Annotated in this window: 26 protein-coding genes and 3 tRNA genes; 17 read left to right on the top strand and 12 right to left on the bottom strand. The window is 71.6% G+C overall.

The genetic code is table 11. The features are described from left to right. Positions 1-3: 3 nt before the first annotated feature. Both H0524_RS08825 and H0524_RS08820 read right to left on the bottom strand, forming a co-directional pair. Entirely contained in the window at positions 4-732 is a 729-nt protein-coding gene (locus H0524_RS08825; RefSeq protein WP_180198201.1) for a tyrosine-protein phosphatase, read from the bottom strand. 51 nt (positions 733-783) lie between these two features. Continuing rightward, positions 784-1,149: a helix-turn-helix domain-containing protein gene (locus tag H0524_RS08820; RefSeq protein WP_255435848.1), complete on the bottom strand. Its 366-nt coding sequence runs from the start codon at positions 1,147-1,149 to the stop codon at positions 784-786. Between the two features lie 80 nt (positions 1,150-1,229). Between H0524_RS08820 and H0524_RS08815 the strand changes: the two genes are divergently transcribed. Together H0524_RS08815 and cimA are read left to right on the top strand one after the other, a co-directional pair. Beyond that, positions 1,230-1,520, top strand: a complete 291-nt coding sequence (locus H0524_RS08815; protein WP_309225047.1) for an MFS transporter — start codon at positions 1,230-1,232, stop codon at positions 1,518-1,520. Positions 1,521-1,769: 249 nt separating this feature from the next. Then, entirely contained in the window at positions 1,770-3,362 is a 1,593-nt protein-coding gene (gene cimA / locus H0524_RS08810) for a citramalate synthase (protein WP_180198200.1), read from the top strand. Position 3,363: 1 nt separating this feature from the next. Here cimA and H0524_RS08805 read toward each other — a convergent pair whose 3' ends face one another. Then, on the bottom strand, positions 3,364-4,305 hold the full coding sequence (locus H0524_RS08805) for an endonuclease/exonuclease/phosphatase family protein (RefSeq protein ID WP_375371997.1): 942 nt from the start codon (positions 4,303-4,305) through the stop codon (positions 3,364-3,366). Positions 4,306-4,486: 181 nt separating this feature from the next. Beyond that, positions 4,487-5,323, bottom strand: coding sequence for a S1 family peptidase (locus H0524_RS08800; RefSeq protein WP_255435847.1), 837 nt, complete (start codon positions 5,321-5,323; stop codon positions 4,487-4,489). Positions 5,324-5,652: 329 nt separating this feature from the next. Between H0524_RS08800 and H0524_RS08795 the strand changes: the two genes are divergently transcribed. The 5 genes from H0524_RS08795 to arfB all read left to right on the top strand — a co-directional run bounded on the left by H0524_RS08795 (position 5,653) and on the right by arfB (position 10,101). After that, positions 5,653-6,699 carry a MoxR family ATPase gene (locus tag H0524_RS08795; RefSeq protein ID WP_180198198.1) on the top strand — a complete coding sequence of 349 codons (1,047 nt, stop codon included), beginning with the start codon at positions 5,653-5,655 and terminating at the stop codon, positions 6,697-6,699. 26 nt (positions 6,700-6,725) lie between these two features. Then, positions 6,726-7,712 carry a DUF58 domain-containing protein gene (locus tag H0524_RS08790; RefSeq protein WP_180198197.1) on the top strand — a complete coding sequence of 329 codons (987 nt, stop codon included), beginning with the start codon at positions 6,726-6,728 and terminating at the stop codon, positions 7,710-7,712. Next, on the top strand, positions 7,709-8,668 hold the full coding sequence (locus H0524_RS08785; protein ID WP_180198196.1) for a VWA domain-containing protein: 960 nt from the start codon (positions 7,709-7,711) through the stop codon (positions 8,666-8,668). The genes H0524_RS08790 and H0524_RS08785 overlap by 4 nt, the downstream gene beginning before the upstream one ends. A 51-nt stretch (positions 8,669-8,719) precedes the next feature. Further along, positions 8,720-9,583 carry a S1C family serine protease gene (locus tag H0524_RS08780; RefSeq protein ID WP_180198195.1) on the top strand — a complete coding sequence of 288 codons (864 nt, stop codon included), beginning with the start codon at positions 8,720-8,722 and terminating at the stop codon, positions 9,581-9,583. Between the two features lie 92 nt (positions 9,584-9,675). Continuing rightward, a complete protein-coding gene (arfB, locus tag H0524_RS08775; protein WP_180198194.1) occupies positions 9,676-10,101 on the top strand; it encodes an alternative ribosome rescue aminoacyl-tRNA hydrolase ArfB in 426 nt (141 codons plus the stop codon). Between the two features lie 5 nt (positions 10,102-10,106). Here arfB and H0524_RS08770 read toward each other — a convergent pair whose 3' ends face one another. Further along, positions 10,107-10,856: an alpha/beta hydrolase gene (locus H0524_RS08770; RefSeq protein WP_180198193.1), complete on the bottom strand. Its 750-nt coding sequence runs from the start codon at positions 10,854-10,856 to the stop codon at positions 10,107-10,109. Between the two features lie 145 nt (positions 10,857-11,001). Further along, positions 11,002-11,883 carry a 3-methyladenine DNA glycosylase gene (locus H0524_RS08765; RefSeq protein WP_309225046.1) on the bottom strand — a complete coding sequence of 294 codons (882 nt, stop codon included), beginning with the start codon at positions 11,881-11,883 and terminating at the stop codon, positions 11,002-11,004. Positions 11,884-12,047: 164 nt separating this feature from the next. Here H0524_RS08765 and H0524_RS08760 point away from each other — a divergent pair, with 164 nt between their 5' ends. Next, a complete protein-coding gene (locus tag H0524_RS08760; protein ID WP_180198192.1) occupies positions 12,048-12,551 on the top strand; it encodes a hypothetical protein in 504 nt (167 codons plus the stop codon). Positions 12,552-12,587: 36 nt separating this feature from the next. On the opposite strand, the gene H0524_RS08755 is transcribed toward H0524_RS08760, so the two are convergent. Next, positions 12,588-13,892: a hypothetical protein gene (locus H0524_RS08755; RefSeq protein WP_180198191.1), complete on the bottom strand. Its 1,305-nt coding sequence runs from the start codon at positions 13,890-13,892 to the stop codon at positions 12,588-12,590. A gap of 164 nt (positions 13,893-14,056) precedes the next feature. Here H0524_RS08755 and H0524_RS08750 point away from each other — a divergent pair, with 164 nt between their 5' ends. The 4 genes from H0524_RS08750 (at position 14,057) to H0524_RS08735 (ending at position 15,522) form a co-directional block, all read left to right on the top strand. Continuing rightward, positions 14,057-14,860 (top strand): fumarylacetoacetate hydrolase family protein, encoded by an 804-nt coding sequence (locus H0524_RS08750; protein WP_180198190.1) that lies wholly within the window; start codon positions 14,057-14,059, stop codon positions 14,858-14,860. Positions 14,861-14,962: 102 nt separating this feature from the next. Next, a tRNA-Gln gene (locus H0524_RS08745) sits at positions 14,963-15,034 on the top strand. 99 nt (positions 15,035-15,133) lie between these two features. Continuing rightward, positions 15,134-15,206, top strand: a tRNA-Glu gene (locus H0524_RS08740). A gap of 243 nt (positions 15,207-15,449) precedes the next feature. Further along, positions 15,450-15,522: transfer RNA gene (locus H0524_RS08735), tRNA-Glu, on the top strand. Positions 15,523-15,594: 72 nt separating this feature from the next. On the opposite strand, the gene H0524_RS08730 is transcribed toward H0524_RS08735, so the two are convergent. Beyond that, positions 15,595-16,281 carry an IclR family transcriptional regulator gene (locus tag H0524_RS08730; protein ID WP_018218902.1) on the bottom strand — a complete coding sequence of 229 codons (687 nt, stop codon included), beginning with the start codon at positions 16,279-16,281 and terminating at the stop codon, positions 15,595-15,597. Positions 16,282-16,330: 49 nt separating this feature from the next. Here H0524_RS08730 and leuC point away from each other — a divergent pair, with 49 nt between their 5' ends. From leuC to H0524_RS08715, 3 genes are all read left to right on the top strand, one after another. After that, entirely contained in the window at positions 16,331-17,776 is a 1,446-nt protein-coding gene (gene leuC, locus H0524_RS08725; RefSeq protein ID WP_180198189.1) for a 3-isopropylmalate dehydratase large subunit, read from the top strand. A gap of 15 nt (positions 17,777-17,791) precedes the next feature. Then, positions 17,792-18,379, top strand: a complete 588-nt coding sequence (gene leuD, locus H0524_RS08720) for a 3-isopropylmalate dehydratase small subunit (RefSeq protein ID WP_180198188.1) — start codon at positions 17,792-17,794, stop codon at positions 18,377-18,379. 173 nt (positions 18,380-18,552) lie between these two features. Beyond that, the gene (locus H0524_RS08715) at positions 18,553-19,293 is read left to right on the top strand and encodes an HU family DNA-binding protein (RefSeq protein ID WP_180198187.1); all 741 of its coding nucleotides are present in this window, start codon (positions 18,553-18,555) and stop codon (positions 19,291-19,293) included. Between the two features lie 49 nt (positions 19,294-19,342). Here the strand turns inward: H0524_RS08715 and H0524_RS08710 are convergent, their stop codons facing one another. From H0524_RS08710 to cofC, 4 genes are read right to left on the bottom strand one after another with little or no spacing between them, the layout of a single operon-like run. Continuing rightward, positions 19,343-20,212: a bifunctional NUDIX hydrolase/histidine phosphatase family protein gene (locus tag H0524_RS08710; protein ID WP_180198186.1), complete on the bottom strand. Its 870-nt coding sequence runs from the start codon at positions 20,210-20,212 to the stop codon at positions 19,343-19,345. Between the two features lie 4 nt (positions 20,213-20,216). Further along, a complete protein-coding gene (locus H0524_RS08705) occupies positions 20,217-22,541 on the bottom strand; it encodes an RNA degradosome polyphosphate kinase (RefSeq protein WP_180198185.1) in 2,325 nt (774 codons plus the stop codon). 53 nt (positions 22,542-22,594) lie between these two features. After that, positions 22,595-22,792 carry a hypothetical protein gene (locus tag H0524_RS08700; protein WP_018740399.1) on the bottom strand — a complete coding sequence of 66 codons (198 nt, stop codon included), beginning with the start codon at positions 22,790-22,792 and terminating at the stop codon, positions 22,595-22,597. Positions 22,793-22,802: 10 nt separating this feature from the next. After that, the gene (gene cofC, locus H0524_RS08695; protein WP_180198184.1) at positions 22,803-23,447 is read right to left on the bottom strand and encodes a 2-phospho-L-lactate guanylyltransferase; all 645 of its coding nucleotides are present in this window, start codon (positions 23,445-23,447) and stop codon (positions 22,803-22,805) included. 139 nt (positions 23,448-23,586) lie between these two features. Here cofC and H0524_RS08690 point away from each other — a divergent pair, with 139 nt between their 5' ends. Together H0524_RS08690 and H0524_RS08685 are read left to right on the top strand one after the other, a co-directional pair. After that, positions 23,587-24,312: a 1-acyl-sn-glycerol-3-phosphate acyltransferase gene (locus tag H0524_RS08690; RefSeq protein WP_180198183.1), complete on the top strand. Its 726-nt coding sequence runs from the start codon at positions 23,587-23,589 to the stop codon at positions 24,310-24,312. Beyond that, the gene (locus tag H0524_RS08685; protein WP_180198182.1) at positions 24,309-25,307 is read left to right on the top strand and encodes an NAD(P)H-dependent glycerol-3-phosphate dehydrogenase; all 999 of its coding nucleotides are present in this window, start codon (positions 24,309-24,311) and stop codon (positions 25,305-25,307) included. Before H0524_RS08690 ends, H0524_RS08685 begins: the two co-directional genes overlap by 4 nt. Position 25,308 lies beyond the last annotated feature (1 nt).

The following is a 25,308-nucleotide window of genomic DNA, read 5'->3' as shown; positions in this document are numbered from 1 at the left end:
CGGCTACTCCAGCAGGTGGTCGCGGAGCGCGGCCACCTGGGCGTCGGTGACGCCCGCGTGGCGCAGGTAGCCCTCGACCGTGCCGTAGCGGTCGCGCAGTTCGGCGAGGAACAGCAGCATCGCCTCCTCGGGACAGCCCAGCGGCGGCAGCGCCGGGTGCAACGTCTCGCCCGTCGTGGCGAACCAGGCCCGGAAGCGCTCGCCGGCCGCGGTGCTCAACGCGTAGTCGGTGGCGATCTCAGCGTCGGAGACGCCCAACACGGCCAGGGTGAGACCGCAGACAATGCCGGTCCGATCCTTGCCGGCGACGCAGTGCACCAGGAGCGGGGCGTTGGTCTCGTCCGCGATCAGCCCGATCGCGGCGGCCAGGCCGGCGGTGCCGGTCGAGGCCAGGTCGGCGTACCGGTCGGCGAGGTAGCGGGCCAGGTCGGCACCGGGTTGGTACGGGGTGTCGGCCCATTCGGCATGCTCCGGGTGGAGGTGCCGCCAGGTCAGCCCCGCAAAGTCCGGGATCCGGCCATCCCGGTCCACTTCGTGTGGTCGGCGTAGGTCGAGCACCGTGCGGACGCCAAACGCGGCGAACGCCGTCCGGTCGGCGCCGGCCAGCCGGTGCGGGGTGTCCGAGCGGAAAAGTCGGCCACTTCGGACGGTGCGCCCGTCGTGGCCGGCGGGCCCGCCGACATCGCGGAAGTTGAACAGACTGTCGAATTGAGTTACTTCAAGGGGATCCACCCTGACACGGTAGCGGTATGACCCGGCGCCTGTGGTCCTACCAATCCGGTCTCAGGTGGGTACCCCGGTCAGCAGGATCTCGCTCGCATCGGTCCGGAAGTACAGCACCAGGCGACCACTGCGCGCGGCGTTCACCAGACCGGCGGAACGCAACCGGCTCAGGTGCTGCGACACGGCCCCCGGGCTCAGCCCGGTGCGGTAGGACAACTCCGTTGTGGAGGCCGGCAACTCCAGCTCCAGCAGTAGTCGGGTCCGCGACCGGCCGAGCACGCGCTCGAGTGCCGGGACGGTTGCGGCTGTCCGTTTCTCCCACAGTGTCGCCACGCCCCGCGCGGGATAGGTCAGGGTTGGCTGCCATGGCGGCAGGGTGCTGGAGAAGACGGTCGGCCACCCGAACGCCGACGGGATGAGCAACAAGCCCTCGCCGTCGAGTTGGCGGTGACCGGTGAAGCGCGGGTGGGCGACCGAGAGTAGGTTGTCGCGCCAGCTTACGGAGGGTGCCAGGTCGGCGAAGGCTTACCGCGCCCCCGTCGGCCCGGCAGGCCATCACCCCGGACCGGATGCTGGGCCGGATGAACGCCACGATGCGTTTCGTACTCTCCGGCGCGCTGCCTATCGGTTCGGTGCTCGCCGGTTTCGTCGGGGAGAACGTGTCGTTGCGTGCGGCGTTGTGGTGCGGCACGATCGGGATGGCCGTGGCCTGGGTCCCGATCTTCTTCTCGCCCCTGCGCACGATGCGGGTGCTCCCGTCCGGCGTCGGGCCACCGCGGGTTGGTACCCGGTGTTGAGCTGGGTACACCGCTGCCACGGCGGGAGGGCCGTGCCGCGGAACCGACGGGTGTCCGACGCCGGCGACCTCCGAAAGTCGTCCCGGAATGCGGATTTAGCTGCCCCACCGGGGCCGTGGCTGGCACAGTGAGCTCTGTGCACCACACCGTCCTGATTATTCGCCGTTAGCGCGCCGGCCTCCCGTCCGCCGAGCGCGCAGACCTCCCACGTTCGTGGGGGGTCTTTTTGTTGCCGCAGAGAGGATCCTGATGACCTTCCAGGTCTATGACACGACCTTGCGTGACGGCGCCCAGCGCGAGGGGCTCAGCTACACGGTGGCCGACAAACTCGCGGTGGCCCGGCTCCTCGACGAGTTCGGGGTGGGCTTCATCGAGGGAGGGTGGCCGGGCGCGGTACCGAAGGACACCGAGTTCTTCCGCCTGGCCCGTACCGAACTCGACCTGCGCCACGCGGTGCTGGTGGCCTTCGGCGCCACCCGGCGCGCCGGCCAACAGGCGGACGACGACCCGCAGGTGCGCAGCCTGCTCGCCGCCGAGACCCCCGCCGTCACGCTGGTCGCCAAGGCCGACCTGCGGCACGTACGGGGGGCCTTACGCACCACCGCCGACGAGAACCTGGCGATGGTCCACGACACCGTGACGTACCTGGTGGCGCAGGGGCGGCAGGTCTTCGTCGACGGGGAGCACTTCTTCGACGGCTACCGCGACGACCCCGGGTACACCTCGTCGGTGGTCGGGGCCGCACTCGCCGCCGGTGCCGAGCGGTTCGTGCTCTGTGACACCAACGGTGGCATGCTCCCCTCCCAGGTCACCGCCGTGATCGCCGACCTCACCGCCCGGCTTCCGGTGGCGCCCGAGCAACTCGGCATCCACACCCAGGACGACACCGCCTGCGCCGTCGCCAACACCATCGCCGCGGTGGAGGCGGGCGTGCGGCACGTGCAGGGCACCGCCAACGGGTACGGCGAGCGACCCGGCAACGCCGACCTCTTCGCCGTGGTGGCGAACCTGCAACTCAAGCTCGGACTGCCAGTCCTACCCGAGGGCTGCCTGGAACAGATGGTGCGGGTGTCCCGCGGCATCGCCGAGCTCGCCACCATGGCCCCCGACCCCCACCAGGCGTACGTCGGGGCGGCGGCCTTCGCCCACAAGGCGGGGTTGCACGCGAGTGCGATCAAGGTGGATCCGTTGTTCTACAACCACATCGACCCACAGCTGGTGGGAAACCGGATGCGCATCCTCGTCACCGAGATGGCCGGCCGGGCCAGCATCGAACTCAAGAGCCGGGAGCTGGGCCTCGACCTGGCCGACCACCCGGAGACGCTGAGCCGGGTCACCAAGCGGGTCAAGGAGCTGGAGGCCGAGGGCTGGTCGTTCGAGGCCGCCGACGCCTCGTTCGAGCTGCTGGTCCGCTCCGAGCTGCCGGACGCGGCGCCGCCCCGACCGTTCACGCTGGAGTCCTACCGGATCCTGGTCGAGCACCGCGAGGACGGCGTGATCGTCTCCGAGGCGACCGTCAAGATCTGGGTACGCGGCGAGCGGGTGATCGCCACCGCGGAGGGGAACGGCCCGGTCAACGCGCTCGACGAGGCGCTGCGCGCCGGTCTGGTCGGGCACTACCCCGAGCTGCGCGACGTCGAGTTGGCGGACTACAAGGTGGGGATTCTGGCGGGCAGCCACGGCACCGGGGCGGTGACCCGGGTGCTGGTGCAGACGTCAGACCGCGCCGGTCGGGACTGGACCACGGTGGGCGTGCACCCCAATGTGGTGGAGGCGAGTTGGGACGCGTTGGTCGACGCGCTGACCTACGGGCTGGACCAGGCCCGGGGTGGCGGGTCCTGACTCAACCGGCCGGCGGGAGGCGGAGGTCGGTGAAGACCGCGCGGTGGTCGCTGCCCGGGATCGCGTACACGGCGGTGGACCGGACCGCGATCCGCCGGTCCACCAGCACGTGGTCGATGGTCACCGGTGGAATCAGGTCACCGTCGTACGGCCCCCAGGTGCCGGTGAGCCCGGTCCCGGCAGCGTCCGCCGCGTCCACGTACCCGGTGTCCAGCAGGGCGCGCAGCGGGGCGTGGTCGAGGGTGGCGTTGAAGTCGCCGGCGAGGATGCGCAGCTGTCCGTCCGGGGTGGCGGGGGGTTGGGTGGCGAGGTCCCGGCGCCAGTTTCCGACCTGGTCGAGCGCGTACGGGGCGGCGGGGTGCACCGACTCGACCTGGACCGGCGGTGCCGCCGGGACGAGGATGGTTCCGTAGGCCTGGCGGAAGCCCCAGCCGTTGCTGTTGTGCCGGACGCCGCCCGCGCTGATCGGGTAGCGCGCGTACAGCCCGGAGCCGGTGGTCCCCTCGACGGGGTGTAGCTCCCGGTACGGCAGGAGCTGGTCGAGCCCGAGGCGGTCCAACTCGGCCGCGATCGCCGGGGTGAACTCCTGTACGGCCAACACCTCCACCGAGTGCCGCCGGACGAGGCCAACCAGCGCCTCGGCGTCGGCGGTGCCGGCCAGCAGGTTGGCGGTCAGCAGCCGTACCGGCGGGCCGGTGGCGGGCGGCGGGGTGGACGCGAACGTCCGCGGTGCCACCACGGCGACCAGAACCACGGTCGTCACCGCCGCCACGGCGGCCGGCCGCCAGCGTCGCCACGCGAGGAGCAGGATCAGGGGCAGCAGGCTGGCCGCGGCGGCGTACGGGGTGAAGGCCAGTAGCTGGACGAGGGGCCCGTGGTCGAGGCCGAGCAGGCGTACCGCCGCCCAGGCGGCACCCGGTGTGACGGCCAACCAACCGGCCACGGTCGAAGCCCTCGGCCGTCGAAGGGGGGTACCTGTCTCCGCCACGACCGCAGCCTAGTACGGCAACGGCAGCAGGCGAATCGAGTTCGCCGTGGCCCGACCCCCGCGCTGGCGCGGTTCGTGCTGCGCCAGCGCGGGGGCCCTGCTCACTTCTTCCTCGCCACGTACCTACCCCGGGCCGTCAGGAGACGATGTGGAATCCTGCGCCGACGCCGCCCACCGCGTTCATCTCGTCGATGATGCTCAGGATCGGCGAACTGTGCTGGAGGCCCCACGCGTTGCCTACCAGCGTCTGGCCGACGACGATGGGGGCGCCGGAGTCCCCGGACCAGGTCCAGACGAGGTGGGTGAACCAGATGCCGTTGGTGCCCAGCCGCATGCCGCAGGTGAGACCGGTCCTGTGCCCCTGCTTGCACATGCGGGTTCCGGTGGCGGGTGGGGGTCCAATCGCGGTGATGGTCACCCCGCCGACGGTGCTGGTGGGTGCGACCCTGGTTTCGTCCAGAAGTATCACCGCGAAGTCCAGACCCTTGGGGTCGGTGCTGAGTAGGTTGTTGGGCGTACTGACGTAGGTCACCGTGCCGATGGGGCCCGTCGTCAGGTCCGGACGGCTCTGCTCGGGCGGGGCGGGGGCGGCCGCCGTCCCGGCCGGTGAGGAGTCGAGATAGACCTCTTCGCCGACCAGTTTGTTGCCCTCGGGGTCGATGAAGCAGTGTGCGTTGGTCAGGGCCACCAGATTGCCGGTCCCATCGCGGCCGACCGCGGTGAGAGTGCAGATGCCGTAGCTGGTGGGCGCCTCCGGGGTCGGACGGAGCAGGAAGATGATGCCGTCGCCGCCGCCGACGGGTGTGAGCGTGGTGGCGGTGTTCGCTGACGGTGCCATGAGCGTCGGCGTCGCCTGCGCGGGCATGGCGGCCGCTCCGACGACGACCGTCAGCGCGGCTAGTCCGCTCAGCAGTTTCGCCGCTCTCCTGACGAACATGGCCCGACGGCTTGGCGTGTCCGTGGCTCTCACCATCGAACCTGTCGATATAGATGAACGAGTCATCCGGCAAGTGTTGCGGCGGGAAACGGCGCCGGGCCTTCTCGCGGGCCGGTCATTGCTGGCCTACGCCGATGACCAGCACGTTCGTCGGCCGAATGTCCGGGTCGGGGCTACGTTGGCGGGAGCGTGGGTGGCGTAACTCGTCCAGGGCACGCCGCTCTGCCCAGCCCTGCGCCGAGGCTGCCGCAGGTATTCGGCGTTCAATAGGTTCTTTGTCCAGTTACGAGGAGAATCATTGGTGGTGGGCTTCCCCGTGCGGTAAGTCCGACGTTTGCCGCCGTCCGACGCGGGAAGCAAGCACCGTGACGGACATCTCGGACACCTTGGCCCCCGAGCCCAGCTCGGTCGATCCCGACGCAGCCGGCACCGAGCTACGACAGACTCTCGCCGAGGTCCAGCGCGTGATCGTTGGGCAGGACCGGATTGTGGAACGCCTACTCACCGCGCTGATCGCCGACGGACACTGCCTCCTGGAAGGGGTGCCCGGCGTCGCGAAGACACTTGCCGCGCAGACCCTCGCCACCGTCGTCGGCGGCAGCTTCTCCCGCATCCAGTTCACTCCCGACCTGGTTCCCTCCGACATCGTCGGCACCCGTGTCTATCGGGCGTCCCGGGAGACGTTCGATGTCGAACTGGGTCCGATCATGGCCAACCTGGTCCTCGCCGACGAGATCAATCGTGCTCCGGCGAAGGTGCAGTCCGCGTTGCTGGAGGCGATGGCCGAACGCCAGGTCTCGATCGGCGGGCGGAGCTGGGAGGTCCCGGCGCCGTTCCTGGTGTTGGCCACCCAGAACCCGATCGAGTCCGAGGGGGTGTACCAACTGCCGGAGGCGCAGCGAGACCGGTTCCTGATGAAGGTGACGGTGGACTACCCGAGCGACGCCGACGAACTCGCCATCCTCTACCGGATGAGCAGCGACCGGCCGACGCCCCAGCCGGTGCTCGACCCGCAACGGCTGCTCGACCTCCAGGCCCGGGCGAGCCGGGTCTTCGTGCACCACGCGCTCGCCGAGTACGTGGTCCGGCTGATCCTGGCCACCCGGGACCCGGTCCGGTTCGGCCTGCCCGACGTCGCCCCGCTGCTCGCCTACGGGGCGAGTCCCCGCGCCACCCTCGGCCTGGTCGCCGCCGCCCGAGCCCAGGCCCTGCTGCGTGGCCGGGAGTACGTGCTGCCCGAAGATGTCCGCGAGTTGGCGCCCGATGTGCTCGCCCACCGGCTGGTCCTCTCCTTCGACGCGGTCGCCGACGGAGTGTCGGCCGAGTCGGTCATCCGGCGGCTGGTCAACGCGGTACCGCCGCCCCGGGTCGCCGGGGTCACCGACGCCGCGCCCAACCTGGCGGCGGCGTGAGGTGGCGCGGTCGGCCCGCTGGCCCGGTGTTACCGGACCCCGGCCTGGCCGACCTGGCCGGGGACCGGCGGCTCCGCCGGCTCGAGCTGGCCGTGACCCGGCGGCTCGACGGCCTGCTGCACGGCCAGTACCAAGGGCTGCTCCCCGGGCCAGGCAGCGAACCGGCCGGCAGTCGGGAGTACCGGCCCGGTGAGGACGAGGTCCGCCGGATGGACTGGGCGGTGACCGCCCGGACCACCGTGCCGCACGTGCGTCAGCTCGACGCCGACCGGGAACTCACCACCTGGCTCCTGGTGGACGCCAGCGTCAGCATGGAGTACGGCACCGCCGAACTGGACAAGCGGGAACTGGCGGTAGCCGCCGTCGCGGCGGTGGGCTTCCTCACCGCCGGAGTGGGCAACCGGCTCGGCGCGTCGGTGCTCACCCCGACCGGGCTCCGCCGCCACGCCCCCGGCAGCGGCCGTACCCATCTCTTCGGGCTGCTGCGAACGCTGCTGGCCGCTCCCCGGCACGGCGGGTACGACCAGGACACCGCACCGCTCGCGCCCCCCGACCTGGCCACCGCGCTGGACGGCGTACGTCGGGTGGCGACCCGCCGCGGGCTGGTGGTGGTGATCTCGGACTTCCTGGATGGCCTGCCCGAATCGCCCGGGCAACCCGCCCCCTGGGAACAACTCCTGCGGCGGCTCGCCGTTCGGCACCAGGTGCTCGCCGTGGAGGTGACCGACCCGCGGGAGTGGGAGCTGCCCGACGTTGGCCTGGTCACCCTGGTGGACCCGGAGAGCGGCCGGCGGCGGGAGGTCTGGACCGGCGACCCCGGGCTGCGCCAGCGGTACGCCGCGGCGGCTGCCGCCCAGCGGGATCAGGTACGCCAGGCGCTACGCCGTGGCGGTGCGGCGCACCTGCCACTGCGGACCGACCGGGACTGGGTCGCCGACATCGTGCGGCACGTGCACCAACAACGCCGGCTGGCCACCGTCCCGGTCCCAGCCGGGAGGGGAGGTAGCGGGTGATCTGGCTCTCGCCGACCCGGCTGTGGCTGCTGCTCGCCGTGCTCGGACTGGTCGCCGGCTACGTCCTGCTACAGCGCCGCCGGAGCCAGTACGCGGTGCGGTTCACGAACCTGCGGCTGCTGGACCGGGTGGCACCACAGCGACCGGCCTGGCGCCGGCACGTGCCGGCCGGGCTCTTCCTGGCGATGCTGGCGTTGCTGGTGGTCGGCTTCGCCCGGCCCACCGCCGAGGTGCGGGTTCCCCGGGAACGGGCGACCGTGATGGTGGCGGTGGACGTCTCCACCTCGATGCTCGCCGGGGACGTGGAGCCGGACCGGCTCAGCGCCGCCAAGGAGTCGGCCCGTCGCTTCGTGGACGGCCTCCCCGACGAGTTCAACGTGGGCCTGGTCGCCTTCGCCGGCAGCGCCGCTGTCCTGGTGCCGCCGGACACCGACCGGGAGGCGCTCGACGAGGGGATTGATCGGCTGGTCGAGGGGGCGACCGGGGTGCAGGGCACCGCGATCGGAGAGGCGATCAACACCTCGCTCGGAGCGGTGAAGGCGCTGGACGGGGAGGCGGCGACGGACCCGCCGCCGGCCCGAATCGTGCTGCTCTCCGACGGGGCCAACACCTCCGGCATGGATCCGATGGAGGCGGCGGCCGACGCGGTGGAGATGGAGGTCCCGGTGCACACCATCGCCTTCGGCACCGCCTCCGGCTACGTGGACCGGGGCGGCCGGCCGATCCAGGTGCCGGTCGACGGGCAGACCCTCGACGCGGTCGCCCGGGAGACCGGCGGACAGTTCCACGAGGCGGTCAGCGTCGAGGAGTTGCGCGCGGTGTACGACGACATCGGCAGCTCGGTGGGGTACCGCACCAAGCGACAGGACGTCTCGGCCCGGTTCATCGGCCTCAGCCTGGTCTTCGCGCTGGGAGCGGCGGCCGGCTCAATGCGTTGGTTCTCCCGCCTGCCCTGAGCCCGCCGGGTGGCTGGGTGCAGGTGGCCGATCGACACGAGGAGCGTGGGTATGGCAGTGCAGAGCGGGCTGGGCGAACCGCGTGGCCCCTGGTTCATCTCGCCCGAGCTGGGCCCGGAGGGGCGGCCCTGGCCGGACGAGTCCGGCTCGGCCTGGGCGGGCGGGGCGCGCCGCTGGCAGCACCGGCTGCTGCTTGGGTTGGCGCTGGTGGCGATTTCCAGTGTCTCCGGCGCCGCGGCCGGTGGCCTGGTGGCGAGCCAGGACGGGTCGCCCGGTGCGGAAGCCGCCTCGGCCGCGCCGGTCCCCGCGGAACTGGTGACCGCCGCCGAGCAGACCGTCCCGGGAGTGGTCTCGGTGCTGGCCGCCGGCGACGACGGTGCCTCCGCGACCGGCTCCGGCTTCGCCGTCGACGACCAGCAGCACATCATCACCAATGACCACATCCTGGCGAAGGGGGGAACTGGTTCGGTGACGGTGGAGTTGCCGGACGGGCGACGGTTCGCCGCCGAGGTGGCGGGCCGGGAGCCCGGCAGCGACCTCGCGGTACTGCGGATCCCGTCGTCCGCGGGGCTGACGGCGTTGCCGCTGGCCAAGCCGGGGACGACCCGGGTCGGTGAGCCGGTGCTGGCGGTGGGCTCGCCTCTCGGTCTCGCCGGTACGGTGACCGCCGGCATCGTGAGCGCGGTGGACCGGCAGGTGCGCCTTGGTGACAACCGGCACACGGCGGTGCAGACCGATGCCTCGATCAACCCGGGGAACTCCGGCGGACCGCTGGTGAACGCCCGCGGTGAGGTGGTCGGGGTGAACACGGCGATCGCCACGATCGACGGCAACGGCTCGATCGGGATCGGTTTCGCCATCCCGATCGATCAGGTGCAGCAGACCGCCGACACGATCATCGGTAAGGGGGGCTGAGGCCGGCGGGGCCGGGCCCCGGAACGCCCCCGCCTGCCCGGTGTACCGGCCTGCCCGGTGCGCACCGGGGCCCAGGCGCTAGCCTCGGAAGCGTGGACAGTGGGCTGCGGGTGCACGATCGGTGGGTGGTGCCCGAGGCCGAGCTGCGGGAACGCTTCTCCCGGTCGTCCGGGCCCGGTGGCCAGGGGGTCAACACGACCGACTCCCGGGTGGAGCTGAGCTTCGACCTGGCTGCCGCACCGGGGCTCCCGGAGCCGCTGCGGGCCCGGGCCCTCGACCGCCTCGCCGGGCGACTCGTCAACGGCGTTCTCACCGTGACCGCCAGCGAGCACCGCGCCCAACTCGCCAACCGGGAGGCCGCCCGGGAGCGGATGGCCGCGCTGCTTCGCGCGGCGATCGCACCGCCGCCGAAGCATCGTCGCCCGACCCGGCCCTCCCGCGCCGCCAAGGAACGTCGACTGGCCGAGAAGAAGCGGCGGTCCCAGCGCAAGCGGGACCGCCGCGTCGACGGCGACTGACCGGATCAGCCGGGTCGGCCAGCGGGCGGCGCCGCTTCGGCGGCGCCGGTCACCGGCGGCGTCAGGTGCCGGGTGAAGAACCGGACCGCGCTGTCCAGCTCGTGTTCGGGGAGCCGGTCGCCGTGCCGACCCGGATTGGCGTGCAGGGTCTTGTCGGCGGAGCCGAACGCGTCGAAGAGGGCCACACTCTGCTCGCGGGGCACTCGCTCGTCGTCCCACTGGACCAGAAACTCGATCGGTACGGTGATCTGCGCGGCGGCTTCGCAGAGCGCCGGGGCCGCGGCTCCACCCAGGCCGAGGACCGCCGCGCGGACCCGGGGCTCGGCGGCGACGAACGGCACGCCGAGCCCGCAGCCCAGCGAGATGCCCCAGTAGCCGACGGGTCCGCATCCGAGGTGGTCCAGCACGGCCTGCCACTCCCCGACGGTCTGCTTGGCGACCCGGGCATGGAAGGCGGTGAGCAGTGGGGCCAGCTCTGCCCCGGACTCGGCGCGGGTCCGGATCTCGGTGGCCATGCGCTGGTAGTGGTCGTCGGTCGGGCGGTCGCCGTGGTTCGGGACATCAACCGAGACGACCGCGAAGCCCGTGCGTACGAAGTGGTGGGCACGGTGGAGGACGGCGGGATGGGTTTTGTGGTGACCACCGCCGTGGCCAATGAGGATCAGGGGGCGACCGGCGGTGGTGGGGTCCGTCTCCGCGGTCCACCGGACCGCGGGAACGCCGTTGACGGAGAAGAATTCCTCGCGAATGGACATGCCGATTGGGCCTTTCGAGGGTGCCTTGTGCGGGCGCTCCCTAGGCCATGCGGGGGAGGGAGTCCCGACCTGTCACAGCGTTGATCGGACTCACCTCCTCAGGCAGTGGTCATGCACGGCGGCGGTAAAGGTATCACCTCCGTCACTACGTGTCGCACCGGTCAGTCGCCTCCAGTAGCCGGGTGCGCAGCCGGGCGGCCTGTTCGGCGAAACCGCGCTGGGCGGCCGCGTACTCCACCCGTCCCGGTGGGGTCTCGACCGCAACCGGGGGGTAGCCCAGGGCGGCCAGGTCGTACGGCGAGGCGCGCATGTCGAGGGTGCGGATCTGCCCCGCCAGCTCGAAGCACTCCGCGACCAGCTCGGACGGCACCAGCGGGGAGAGCTTGTACGCCCACTTGTAGAGATCCATGTTGGCGTGCAGGCAGCCGGGCTGCTCCAGGTCGTGCTGGCTGTCCCGGGTCGGCTGGAGGAGGTTCAGCGGCCGGGCCGGCGCGGTGAAGAAGCGGTACGCGTCGAAGTGGCTGCACCGTACCCCCCGCTCCTCGACGACCGTGGCGACCTGCGCCGGGCTCATCCGCAGCGGCCAGGCGTTGTGCCGGACCTCGTCCTGGGTCTGCCGGTAGACCATCGCCCACTCGTGCATGCCGAAGCAGCCGAACTGTGCCGGTCGGCCGGCCGTGGCCGCCAACAGGCTCCGGATCCAGGTGATCGATTCGGCCCGTCGGGCGCGTACCGCCGGGGTGTCGAGGGTGGCGCCGGCGGCGTCGGCGCGGTAGTCCGGCCCGAAGTCGGCCGGGTCCGCGTCGCGCAGCACCACCCCCGCGCCGGGGTGCCAGCGGCGGAGCCGGGCCGGCCGGTACGAGTAGTAGGTGAAGAGGAAGTCCTGCACCGGATGCTGCTCGCCCCGGCGGCGGCGGGCCAGGTGGGGGGCCAGCCACGTGTCGATCCGCTCCTGGTGCGCCCGGCGTCGGGCCTGCCAGGTCGGCAGGTCGAGCACGGTCTCCGTTGGGGGCGAAGCGGCGGTCACCCGCCCCAGGGTACGGCTGCTTATGCCATCCGGTTCGGGCACGTCAGCCCGGGACCGGCCGGCAGGCGGTCCCAAGAGGTGCGAGAAAGGGCAGACGCCGGTGCTTCGGGTGCCGACCTTTCTATGCTCGATCGATGGCGAGTCGGTAAGGGGGCCAGCGTGCGATGGTAGCGCGAGATGCTTACGTGGCGACGGTTCGGCAACGGCTGGTGGCCGACGGGTGCGCGGTGACCGATGAGCGCCTCGGTGCGGCGCCGGTCGTGGTCGGCTACCGGTCCCAGGTTCGGCTGCTGGCCAGGATCCACGTCTTCACGGTCGTCGCGAAGATGGACCGGGTGCAGGAGCGCGATCTGCGGACCTTCGTTGATGACGTGGTGCGGCTCGGACTGGACCGCAAGGGCCAGTGGCGCGGCGTGCAGTCGGGCGTCCTCGTGCTGCCGGTCCTGGTGACGGAGGCCGCCGATCCCGCGGCGACGGCGTTGACCCGGCAGGCGTACCGGCTGAATCTGGCCGGCTTCGGGGTGATGGCCCAGCCGGCCGTCGTGGATGTCCGGGCCGGTCGGGTCTGGACCTTCCGGGGGACCCGGATCTGGGGTTACGCCTACAACTCGTTGATCAAGAAGAAGTACCAGACGTACCTGCCGGAGCCATCGGCGGAGGCCAGCTGAACGGCCCGAACGTCACGACCGTGGGCCGCGCCGGCGTCAGGGCACGTCCACCCGAACGCCGGCGGAGAACACCCCACTGCGTAGCTCGAGTCGGGTCGGTGGCTGCTGGCCGGGCACCCGGAAGACCAGCGGGAGGACCATCCGGCTGTCGGCGGCCAGTGGCTTGGCGAACACGTCCCGGCCCTGGTTCACCCGGCGGGTCGCCGGCTCGTCGGTGTTGACGAAGTTACCGTCGGCGAGGTAGGCCCGTTGGAGTTGACCGTGCCAGCTCTGCTGTTCCGGGGTGCGGTTGTGGACCCCGACGGTCGCGGCGCAGTTGTGTGCCGCAGCGGCCTGCTGGCAGCTGATCCGGTAGACCGTGAACTCGAACGCCGCCTCGCGGAGCGGCTCCCCGATCGCCCCTGCGGCTGCGGTGCCGATCCAGGCACCGCTGCTGGGATTGGAGTCGGTGTCGACGGCGGCGGCCTTCCGGGTGGCCGTCCAGGCCGCTGTGCCCACGGTGCCGACCAGTACCACCGCGGCGACCGGGATGAGCAGCCAGGTCGAGGGTCGCCGGCGGCGTGCCGGAGCGGTCGGTGCCGCCGGTCGCGGATAGATACTTCCGCGACCTTCCGGGTGCGGCAGCGGGACCTGCGTTGGGCGCCGCCGCCGCTGCCAGGTCCACCAGCCGCCGACAGCGAGCGCGGCGAGCCCACCGAAGCCGGTGAGCAGTGCGGCCGGCCGCTGCCACAGCGGTGGTTCCGGCTCGGCCGCCGCCGGCGTTGACCCGGACTGCCAGGTCGCGGTCGCGCAGTCGTACGGGCGTTCGCCGCCGGCGGCGAAGGCGCAGGCGGGCGCGGTCAGGGGCGCACCCGCTGGCGCGGAGAGCTCGGTACGGAGCGTGGTGGTGCTGCGGGCGGGCAGCCGCAGGTCCCAGGTGACCTCTGTTCCGGCCGTACCGCCGTGGTGGCTGGGACGGCCGCCGTCGGTGATCGAGGTCGCCGAGGTGCCCGGCGGGAGCTCCTGCCGGACGGTGGTGGAGATCGGGCGGTTCCCGTCGTTGCGGACCTGGATCCGGTACTTCGGCGCGCCGGTGTTCTCCGACGCGACCTGCACGGTGACCGGCGGCTTCGGTGGTGGGACCGCCGCCTGGGTCGGGATCGGCAGCGCCGGCGGCGCGGATGGCCGGTCCGGCCCCGCGGAGGGCTCCGCGGACGGCTGGCCGGCCGGCGCCGTGGCTGCCCCGGGCGGGGCCGGCGGCTGTGCGGCGGCCGGGCCGGGTAGCGCCGGCACGGCGGCGAGGATGCCGAGGCAGTAGACGAACACTGCGAGGGCCCTGTGGTGTCGTGTCGATGCAGGCATACGAACGAACCTCCGGAGCCGACGTTAGGGCGGTGTCACGCCGGGCGGTAGGAAGTGGCGAAGCCAGCCCTGGGCGGGTGCTGATGGCGTAGGGTGCGCGGCGCGCCACGCGGCATTCGACCTGCGGCTGCGCCCGCGCACCAGGCCGGGGATAGATTGTCCCGGTGCGTATCGCTCGTTTCGCTCATACCAAGGGAATGTCGTTCGGAGTCGTCGAGGGGGAGCCGGAGGCGGGTCCGCAGGGGCTGACCATCGCCGAGGTCGAGGGGCATCCGTTCGGACGGATCACCTTCTCTGGCGCCCGGTGGGCGCTCTCCGACGTCCGGCTGCTCTCGCCGATCCTGCCGAGCAAAGTTGTCTGCGTCGGCCGTAACTACGCCGAGCACGCGGCGGAACACGGTGCCGAGGTGCCCCAGGAACCGTTGCTCTTTCTCAAGCCGTCCACCTCGGTGATCGGGCCGCGGGACGCGATCCGGCTGCCGGCGCTGTCGAAGCAGGTCGAGCATGAGGCCGAGTTGGCCGTGGTGATCGGGGCACCCGGTGCCCGGCGGGCCGATCGGGCCGCCGCTGCCCGGGCGGTTTTCGGCTACACCTGCGCCAACGATGTCACCGCGCGGGACCTGCAGCGGGCGGACGGGCAGTGGACCCGGGCCAAGGGCTTCGACTCGTTCTGCCCGATCGGTCCCTGGATCACCACCGGCCTTGACGTCTCCGATCTGGAGATCCGGTGTGAGGTGGGTCGCGATCCGGAGGAGATGGAGGTCCGCCAGCTGGGCCGGACCCGGGACATGGTCTTCGACGTGCCGGCCCTGGTGTCGTACGTCTCACATGTGATGACGCTGCTTCCCGGTGATGTGATCCTGACCGGCACGCCGGCCGGGGTTAGTCCGCTCGTGGACGGGGATACGGTCACCGTACGGATCGAGGGGGTCGGTGAGTTGACGAACCCGGTGCTGCCGGCCAGCTGATCCGGTGCGAGGTTTCTGCAGCTCAAGGACGTTCTGTCGGGGGCGATTTGGCCCTGCGGCGGGGGGAGGGTAATGTTTGTGCCCGGCGCTGCGAGGCGCCGATGGGGTATGGGGTAATTGGCAGCCCGACTGATTCTGGTTCAGTTAGTCTAGGTTCGAGTCCTGGTACCCCAGCGCTGTCTCGGCTCGGTTGAGTCGTGACCGCTGGTTTCAGCGGAGGTTTCGCCTCCGCTGGAATGCTTCCCACCCGCTGGGTGGGAAGCATTAGGTTCTGGCCCCGTCGTCTAGCGGCCCAGGACGCCGCCCTCTCAAGGCGGTAGCGCCGGTTCGAATCCGGTCGGGGCTACAGAAGCGGTGTGAGCCCGTCCCGTTGTCGGGGCGGGCTTTTCCGTTGTCCAGGCCAGGTTTACCGACCCCCTCGGACCGGGTTCGTCTCGTGTCGGGGGTGTTGCCCGGCGTGGGCGCACCATCTCACCCGGGGTGGGCTGCCCCCGCCGTGGGTGGTCCTGCCCCCGCCGTGGGTGGTCCGGCCGGTGCCGGTACACTATCTCCGTACCGCTCAGTGGAGTGGTCGTTCGGGAAATTTCCTGGCCCCGTCGTCTAGCGGCCCAGGACGCCGCCCTCTCAAGGCGGTAGCGCCGGTTCGAATCCGGTCGGGGCTACTCATTCGTAACAGGCCCGGCTCGCCATCGCGAGCCGGGCCTGTTGGCTTCGGCCACCAAAGGCCGGTTGGGCTACAGGCCGGAGAGCCGCTGGCCGGCGCGGACCACCGCCATCGCGTGGCGCTCGCCGGGACGGCGGCCGAGCCGTTCGATGGGGCCGCTGACGCTGACGGCGGCGATGACTCGTCCGGTGCGATCCCGGATCGGCGCGGAGACGCTCGCCACTCCCGCCTCCCGTTCCGCCACGCTCTGCGCCCAGCCGCGGCGCCGGACCTCGGCGAGCGCTCGGCCGGTGAACTTCGAGCGGGGCAGGAGCGGCATGACCGCCTCCGGTGGCTCCCAGGCCAGCAGGATCTGCGCCGCGGAGCCGGCGGTCATGGGTAGCACCGAGCCGACCGGCACGGTGTCCCGCAGGCCGCTGGCCCGCTCGGCGGCGGCGACGCAGACCCGCTCGTCGGCCCGGCGCAGGTAGAGCTGCGCGCTCTCTCCGGTGGCGTCCCGGAGCGCGCTGAGCAGGGGTTCGGCCGCGGTCAGCAGCACGTCGGGCGCGGCGTTGGCCAGCTCACCCAGGCGGGGACCGGGGCGCCACCGTCCCTGGGTGTCGCGTACCAACATTCGGTGGATCTCCAATGCCTGCGCCAACCGGTGTGCGGTTGCCCGGGGCAGCTTGGTGCGTTCAACGAGTTCGGCCAGGCTGGCGCCGTCCACGCAGGCGGCCAGGATGACCACCGCCTTGTCGAGAACGCCGACACCGCTCATACTGTGTCCCACAAGCCGAAACATACCTCCCAGAATTTAGGATGTCCAGATGGTGGGAGTCACTCCTGAGCCGAGGACCCTGGCCGAGAAGGTCTGGGCCTCGCACGTCGTCCGATCCGCCGAGGGCGAGCCCGACCTGCTCTTCATCGACCTGCACCTGCTCCACGAGGTGACCAGCCCGCAAGCCTTCGACGGGCTGCGCCTCGCCGGTCGCCGGGTTCGCCGCACCGATCTGACGATCGCGACCGAGGATCACAACACCCCCACCGGGTACCCGGACCCGTCGTACCGGTCCCGCCGTGGCGACCTGTTGACGATCACCGATCCCACCTCTCGGACGCAGCTCGAGACGCTGCGCCGCAACTGCGCCGAGTTTGGGGTGCGGCTGCATCCGTTGGGCGACCGGAACCAGGGAATCGTCCACGTCATCGGCCCGCAGTTGGGCCTGACCCAACCCGGGATGACGATCGTCTGCGGTGACTCGCACACCGCCACCCACGGTGCCTTCGGTGCGCTGGCCTTCGGAATCGGCACCAGTGAGGTCGAGCACGTGCTCGCCACCCAGACGCTGCCGCAGGCCCGACCGAAGACGATGGCGGTGAACGTCGTCGGTGACCTCGCGCCGGGTGTTACCGCGAAGGACCTGGTGCTCGCGCTGATCGCCCAGGTCGGTACCGGTGGTGGCCGTGGCCATGTGGTGGAGTACCGAGGCGAGGCGATCCGGAAGCTGTCCATGGAGGGGCGGATGACCGTCGCCAACATGTCCATCGAGTGGGGCGCCAAGGCGGGGCTGATCGCCCCGGACGAGACGACGTTCGACTACCTCCGGGGGCGGCCGAACGCCCCCTCCGGCGCCGACTGGGAGGCGGCGGTCGCGTACTGGCGGACGCTACCCACCGACGCGGGTGCGACGTTCGACTCCGAGGTGACCCTGGACGCGAGCCGGGTCACACCGTTCGTGACCTGGGGCACCAACCCGGGGCAGGGCGCGTCGCTGGACGCGCGGGTGCCCAACCCGGACGAGTTCGCCACCGAGCCGGAGCGGGCCGCCGCCCGTCGGGCGTTGGAGTACATGGACCTCGCCGTGGGCACCCCGCTGCGGGACCTCACCGTTGACGTGGTCTTCGTCGGCTCCTGTACGAATGGCCGGATTGAGGATCTGCGGGCGGCTGCCGACGTGTTGCGCGGGCGCCGGGTGGCCCCGGGCGTGCGGATGCTCGTCGTGCCGGGCTCCGCCGCGGTACGGGAGAGCGCCGAGGCGGAGGGGCTGGACAAGGTCTTCGCCGAAGCCGGTGCTGAGTGGCGCTTCGCGGGCTGCTCGATGTGTCTGGGGATGAACCCGGACACGCTCCGGCCGGGCCAGCGCGCCGCCTCGACCTCGAACCGCAACTTCGAGGGCCGCCAGGGCCGGGGTGGGCGTACCCACCTGGTCTCCCCGCCGGTCGCCGCCGCCACCGCGGTGGCGGGCCGGCTGGCGGCCGCCGCCGATCTGTAGCAAGGGACACCGCTGATGGAGAAGTTCACCATCCACACCGGCACCGCCGTGCCACTGCGTCATTCGAATGTGGATACTGACCAGATCATTCCGGCCGTGCACCTGAAGCGGGTAACGCGAACGGGTTTCGCGGATGCCTTGTTCAGTGCCTGGCGGGAGGATCGGGCGTTCGTCCTCAACAATGAATCATATTCTGGTGCCTCGATTCTTGTTGCTGGTCCTGAGTTTGGCACCGGCTCGTCCCGGGAGCATGCCGTCTGGGCCTTGCGGGACTGGGGCTTCCGGGTCGTGCTGTCCCCGCGCTTCGGTGACATCTTCCGGGGTAACGCGCTCAAGGGCGGGCTGCTGCCGGTTGAGTTGGAATTGGAAGTGGTCGAAGAGATCTGGGATCGCGTCGAGGCCGATCCGAGCACGCCGGTCACCGTCGACCTCGCCGCCCGCCGGGTCCAGGTCGGGGATGCGACCTGGGCGTTCCCGCTGGACGAGTTCAGCCGCTGGCGGCTGATGGAGGGCATGGACGACATTGGACTCACGCTTCGACACGAACCCCTGATCGGTGCCTTCGAGGCGTCTCGGCGGCCGTTCCTGCCGACCATCACATAGCCGCCTGCCCCGCCCCGCGCGGGAAAGTCGCCCCCACCGGCGTCGCTGGTGGGGGCGAATCTGTTGCGACACAAGGGTCTTTTTCTGTCGAATGTTTGTGTAGCGCCAGCACAGGGCATAACGTGCGCGCAGAATGGCTCGCGTCGAGTCAGTTGCACAATCGGGAGGAAGTCGTGAATAAGGCCGAGCTTATCGAGACGCTCGCCGTTCGCCTGGGGGACCGGAAGACGGCGACGGCCGCGCTCGACGCGGTCCTCACTGAGGTCCAGGCGGCGGTTACCAAGGGTGAGAAGGTATCGATCACCGGCTTCGGAGCGTTCGAGAAGCGTGTCCGGGGCGCCCGAACAGCGCGCAATCCACGGACCGGCGAGGCGGTGAAGGTCAAGAAGACCTCCGTCCCGACGTTCCGCCCGGGTACCGGGTTCAAGGAGATGGTGGCCAGCGGCAAGGCGCCGAAGGCCACAGCGGCGAAGAAGACCACCGCCGCCAAGGCGGCCGGGGCCAGAACCACTGGCGCCGCGGCCAAGAAGACCACCGCGGCGAAGGCGACGAAGACCACCGCCGCTAAGAAGACGACTGCCGCGAAGGCCACCGCGGCGAAGAAGACCGCCGCGGCCAAGGCCGCTCCGGCGAAGCGCGCCAGCGCGGCCAAGGCCACCCCGGCGAAGAAGACCGCGGCGAAGAAGACCGCCGCGGCCAAGGCCGCTCCGGCGAAGAAGACCGCGGCGAAGAGGACCGCCGCGGCCAATGCCGCTCCGGCGAAGCGCGCCACCGCGACGAGGGCCACCGTGGCGCGGAAGTCCGCGACGAAGAAGGCGGCGCCCGCCACGAAGTCCACGGCGGCTCGGAAGAGCGCGGCGGCCACGAAGGCCACCGCGCGGAAGGCGCCGGCGAAGCGGGCGACCACGCGCTGAGCCGGCACCATCGGGGGCGTCCACCAACACGGCGGGCGCCCCCGATGCGCTACAAGGGGTCGGGGGCGAGGAGAGTCGCGCCGGCGAAGGCGAGCAGCCAACCACCAGCGTGCGAGGTGGTGAGGTCCACGCAGCGGCCGGAGAGGCGCTCCAGCGCCGCCGAAATCATCGGGAGCTGGCTACACACCACCGCCGGCGTACCGGCGGCGCCGAAGGCGGTCAGGCGGGCGGCAGCGGCCAACGCGCACTCGTCCTGGCTCTGGCCCGCCCGCGGCTCGTCCAGGTCTTCGGTTACCTCAACGGGCAGGTCCAGCAGGTCCGCCACCGGGTTGAGGGTCTGGACGCAGCGCCGGGCCGACGCGGCGAGCAGGCGTACCGGTGCCACCACGGCCACCAGCGGCGCGAGCCGTCGGGCCTGGGCCCAGCCGGCGACGGAGAGCGGCCGGCCGCTCCGGGACCCGGCCCAACTGCTCCGCCCACCCACGTGTGCGGGCCGCACCAGCATGACCGTCGCGGTTACCGGTGGCAGGGCCACGAACGCGCGGATCACCGCCGCGTCGTGCGGGTAACTGACCAACTGCACCGCCTGGTCCACTGCGAGCCAGCGCACCTCGTCAACCTCGTTGTCGACCGGAAGGCCACCGGGCGCGACCGCCCGCATCGACCAGTAGTCGACCACCTTCGGCCAGCCCTGGCTGCGGTAACGCACGCTCGGCAGCCGGGCCTGTGGCACTGCCCGTTCGCCGGTCTCCTCGGCGACCTCCCGGAGGGCGGCGTGGAGCGGGTGCTCGCCCGACTCGAGCTTTCCCTTTGGCAGGGACCAGTCGCCGTAGCGGGGGCGGTGCACCAGGCAGACCTCGACACTGCCCCGGCCCGGCCGCCAGAGGAGTCCGCCGGCCGCTCGGATCCCGCTCGCCATCTGGCTAGCGTACGGCCGTGCCGCCAACTCGGCGTAGCAGCAACTCCTGCAGGTGCGCCCGGGGGTCGTCGCCGGTGCCCACGCCCCGGTGCCAGCTGCCCTCCGCGTCCAGCTCGAACGCCTCCACGTCGGGGCTGAACGCGGCGGCCAGCACGTGATCCAGCTCGGCCCGGGCGACCGGGTCATTGACCCGCACCAGGGCTTCGACCCGCCGGTCCAGGTTGCGGTGCATCAGATCGGCCGAGCCCATCCAGAACTCGGCGTCGCCGTTGTTGCCGAACCGGAAGACCCGCGAATGCTCCAGGAACCGGCCGAGGACCGAGCGGACCCGGATGTTCTCCGACAGGCCCGGAACGCCGGGGCGGAGCGTGCACATGCCCCGAATCAGCAGGTCCACGTGGACGCCGGCCTGGGAGGCCCGGTAGAGCGCGTCGGTTATCTCCTCGTCGACCAGCGAGTTCACCTTGAACTGGACCAGTCCCGACTGGCCGAGCCGAACGTTGGCGACCTCCCGCTCGATCCGCTCGATCAGGCCGCTACGGATTCCCTGCGGCGCCACCAGTAGCTGCCGGTACGTCGTCTGCCGGCTGTAGCCGGTCAGCACGTTGAACAGGTCGGTCAGGTCGGCACCGACCTCCGGGTCGGCGGTGAGTAGACCGAAGTCCTCGTAGAGCCGGGCGGTCTTGGGATGGTAGTTGCCGGTGCCGATGTGACAGTAGCGGCGGATCTGGTTGCCCTCCTGCCGGACCACCAACGCCGTCTTGCAGTGTGTCTTGAGGCCCACCAGGCCGTAGACGACGTGACACCCGGCGCGCTCGAGCGTCCGCGCCCAGCCGATATTGGCGATCTCGTCGAACCGGGCCTTCAACTCGACCAGCACCACCACCTGCTTGCCGGCCTCCGCCGCGTCCACCAGGGCGTCCACGATGGGGGAGTCGCCGCTGGTGCGGTAGAGGGTCTGCTTGATGGCCAGCACATTCGGATCGGCGGCGGCCTGCTCGATGAAGCGCTGCACGCTGGTGGCGAAGGAGCGGTACGGGTGGTGTACCAGCACGTCACCATCGCGCAGGGTGGCGAAGACACTGCGGGGCACCTCGCCCTCGGCGAGCCGTGGGTGGGTGGCCGGCACGAACGGCGGATCCTTCAGGTCCGGCCGATCCGCCTCGCCGTAGAGCTGCCACAGCGCCGACAGGTCGAGCAGGCCGTTGACCCGCTGGACGTCCTGGGTATCCATGTCCAGTTCGCGGACGAGGAGCTCCAGCATGTGTTCGGAGATCGAGGCGGCGACCTCCAGGCGTACCGACGGACCGAACCGACGCCGGGCGAGCTCCCGTTCGAGGGCCTGCAACAGGTCCTCGTCCCGGTCCTCGTCAACCTCCACCTCGGCGTTGCGGGTCACCCGGAACAGGTGGCACTCCACCACCTGCATCCCGGAGAAGAGCTGGCCCAGGTGCACCGAGATCAGATCTTCCACCGGCAGCACCTGGACGCCCGGCTGGTCGCGGTGGACGCGGACGAACCGGGGCACGTTGTTGGGTACCTTGACCCGCGCGAACAGCTCCGGTCCGCCGTCCGGGGCGCAGACGGAGACCGCCAGGTTGAGGGAACGTCCGGAGATGTACGGGAACGGGTGGGCCGGGTCAACCGCGAGCGGGGTGAGTACGGGGAAGATGTGCTCACCGAAGTAGGTGCACAACCGGGTCTGCTCGGCGTCGGTCAGCTCACCCCAGCGGAGGATGTGCAGGCCGGTGGCGGCCAGCTTCGGCAGGAGGTCGTCGACGAAGCAGGCAGCCTGCCGGGAAACCAGGGTGGCGGTCTTCTCCGCGATCAGCTCGAGCTGGGTGCGCAGCGGCATCCGGTCGCCACCGCGGACCGGCAGCCCCGCGGAGAGCCGTCGCTTCAGCCCGGCGACCCGCACCATGTAGAACTCGTCGAGGTTGCTGGCGAAGATGGCGAGAAACTTCGCCCGTTCCAGCAGCGGGGTGCGCGGGTCCTCGGCGAGCGCGAGGACCCGCGCGTTGAAGTCCAGCCAGGAGAGCTCGCGGTTGAGGAACCGGTCGTCCGGCAGCGGTTGCGCGGCGAGCGGTTCGACGGGCTGGGCCGGCACCGGGTCGAGTACCTCCTCCAGACCGGCTGCGCCGTCGGCCGGTTCGGCGCCCGTCGGTTCGGCCGGTTCGGTGCCGGTCGGCTCGGCCGGGTAGTCGGCGGTGTCGGTGCCCCGGGCGGACAGGAAGCGGCCGTTGGCCCCGCGGGGGCGGGAGCCGTTGTGGGATGGAACCGCCGGTCGGCCGGCGACGGAGTCAGCGGGGTACTCGCCAGGGGTGCTCACCCGCCCATCTTGACCTGAGCCTGGTTAACGCCAAATGAACTTGGTCGGGTTGCTCAGCTCATCGTCGGCAACGTCACGCGAATCACCGTTCCCGCCCCGTCGGTCTCCACCCGCAGCCGTTGGCCGAGGCGGAGCAGCCGCAGGCCGGAGGCGTCGAAGGCCGGCGCCGGAAACGCCAGCTCGGTGCCGTCGTCGAGGAGGAGCACGCCGCTGCGGGTCGTCGCGTCATAGGTGGCCACCGTGCCCTGCATGACCGGCACGCTACACGGGCCGGCCGGCGGTGGGGGCGGCCGCGCCGCACAGCGACGCGGTGCGCGCCCCCAGTCCGAGCCGGGTGGCCGCGGCCAGGTCGGCGGCGGTGTCGACATCCCGACGCAGGCTCGGCCCGGCGCCGAGCAGGGGAAGCGCACCACTGGCCGCGTGCGCGGCCGCGGAGCCGGCCCCGAAGCGGGGATCCAGCGGCACGCCGGGCGGCGCGGCCAGCAGCACGGTGCCGGTGCCGGTGGCGTCGGGTACGTACCGGCGGGTCGTGGGGCCGGACCGTGCCGCCGACAGGGCGGCCGCCAGCTCGACCGGGCGTAGCGCGGGCAGGTCCGCGGTGAGGCCCGCGACCCAGCCGGCCCCGGCGACTGCCGCGCCGTACCGGAAGGCGGGGTTGAGCCCGGCGGCGGGGTGGTCGGCCACCACCCGGGCGCCGGCCGCCCCGGCCGCCGCCGTCACCGCCGGATCGTCCGTCACCACCACCACCCCGGCGACCACCGGACAGGCACCTACCGCCTCGATCGTGTCGACCGCCAACGCCAGCGCCAACGCCTCGTGGGGCTGGCCGGGCAGCGCGCCGCGGAGCCGGCTCTTCGCCGCGTCCAGCCGCTTCACCGGTACCACTACGGTCCACACCTGGGTCACCCCGCCATCCTGCCAGCCCGGTGCCGGTACGCTCACTGGCCGGACCCGGGGCGAGCAGGCATGATTTCACCTCGCGGGCGTTGAACCGGGTGGGGTGTACCGGCGGTGGGCCGGACGGTGGCGGTAGAAGGAGGCGTGGGTGGCGCGGCGCAGGAGCGGGTTCTGGCCACGGTTCGCGGTGGTGCTGATCAAATCCGTGATGACGATCTGGACGCGGCGGAGTTGGCGCGGCATGGAACACCTCCGTCGCCCCGGCGGGATGATCCTCGTGCCGAACCACATCTCGCACGCCGACCCGCTGGTCGCCGCGCACTTCATCTACGACTCCGGACGTTGGCCGCGGTTCCTCGGTAAGGCCAGCTTGTTCCGAATTCCGCTGGTCGGCAGGATCCTGCGCCGCTGCTGGCAGATCCCGGTCGAGCGCGGCACCACGGCCGCGGTGCAGTCGTTGGACCGCCTGGTCGAGGTGGTGAACAGCGGCGGTGCGGTGGTGATCTACCCGGAGGGGACCACGACCCGGGAACCCGAGCTGTGGCCGATGAGGGCCAAGACCGGAGCGGCGCGGCTCGCCCTGGCCACTGGCGCCCCGGTCATCCCGGTGGCGATGTGGGGGCCAGAGCGGATGTTCGATCCCCGGACCTCCCGGCTGAATCCGCGTCCCCGAATTCCGGTGACCGTCGTCGCCGGGCCCCCGGTCGACCTGGACCGGTGGGCCGGCGTCCCTCCGACGAAGGCGGTGCTTGAGGAGATGACCGACGTCATCATGCTGCGTCTGCGCGATCTGCTGGCCGAGGTCCGGCAGGCCGACCCGCCGGCGCTCTGGGAACGCCCCCGCCGCCCCGAACGCCCGGGAGCGGCGACATGAGCGGGCACGTGGCCGTGTTGGGGGCCGGGTCCTGGGGGACAGCCTTCGCCAAGATCCTCGGTGACGCGGGCCGGGAGGTCACCCTCTGGGCCCGGCGACAGTCGGTCGTGGCGGCGCTGCGGGCCGAGCGGAGTAACCCGGAGTACCTGCCGGGTCTGGTCCTGCCGGAGCGGGTGACGGCCACCGGTGACGCCGGGGAGGCGATCACGGGTGCTGAGCTGGTGGTGCTGGCGGTCCCGTCGCAGACCCTGCGCGGCAATCTCGCCGAGTGGCTCCCGTACCTGCACGGCGACGCCACGCTGGTCTCCCTGATGAAGGGGATCGAACTCGGCACCACCAAGCGGATGAGCGAGGTGGTCATGGAGACGGCCCGCGTCCCCGCCGACCGGGTGGTCGTGGTCTCCGGGCCGAACCTGGCGCCCGAGATCGCCGCCGAGCAGCCCGCCGCCACCGTGGTCGCCTGCCCCGACGTCGACCGGGCCACCCTCGTGCAGCGGTCGATCACCACCCCGTACTTCCGCCCGTACACCAACGACGACGTGATCGGCTGCGAGCTGGGGGGCGCGGTCAAGAACGTCATCGCTCTCGCGTACGGGATCGCCACCGCGATGGGCTTCGGCCACAACACGCGGGCGATGCTGGTCACCCGTGGGCTGGCCGAGACCGCCCGGCTCGGGGTAGCGCTCGGCGCCGACCCGCTCACCTTCGCCGGCCTCGCCGGCATGGGTGATCTGGTGGCGTCCTGCTCCTCCCCGTCGGCCCGCAACCGCACCTTCGGCGAGCACCTCGGCCGGGGGGCGACCCTGGAGGAGGCCCGGATCGCCACCCGGCAGACCGCCGAGGGGGTCAAGAGCGCGTTGGCCGTCCGGGATCTGGCCCGGGCACACGAGATCGAGATGCCGATCACCGAGCAGGTCGAGCTGGTCTGCCACGAGGGCGGGGACCCGCGACGTGCGGTCGCGGCGCTGATGAGCCGTACGACGAAGCCGGAGTGAG

Origin of the sequence: Salinispora sp. H7-4 (assembly GCF_013416675.1) — a bacterium.
Classification (GTDB): domain Bacteria; phylum Actinomycetota; class Actinomycetes; order Mycobacteriales; family Micromonosporaceae; genus Micromonospora; species Micromonospora vitiensis.
The sequence above is the reverse complement of the archived record's forward strand: the minus strand, read 5'-3'. Positions and strand labels throughout refer to the sequence as shown.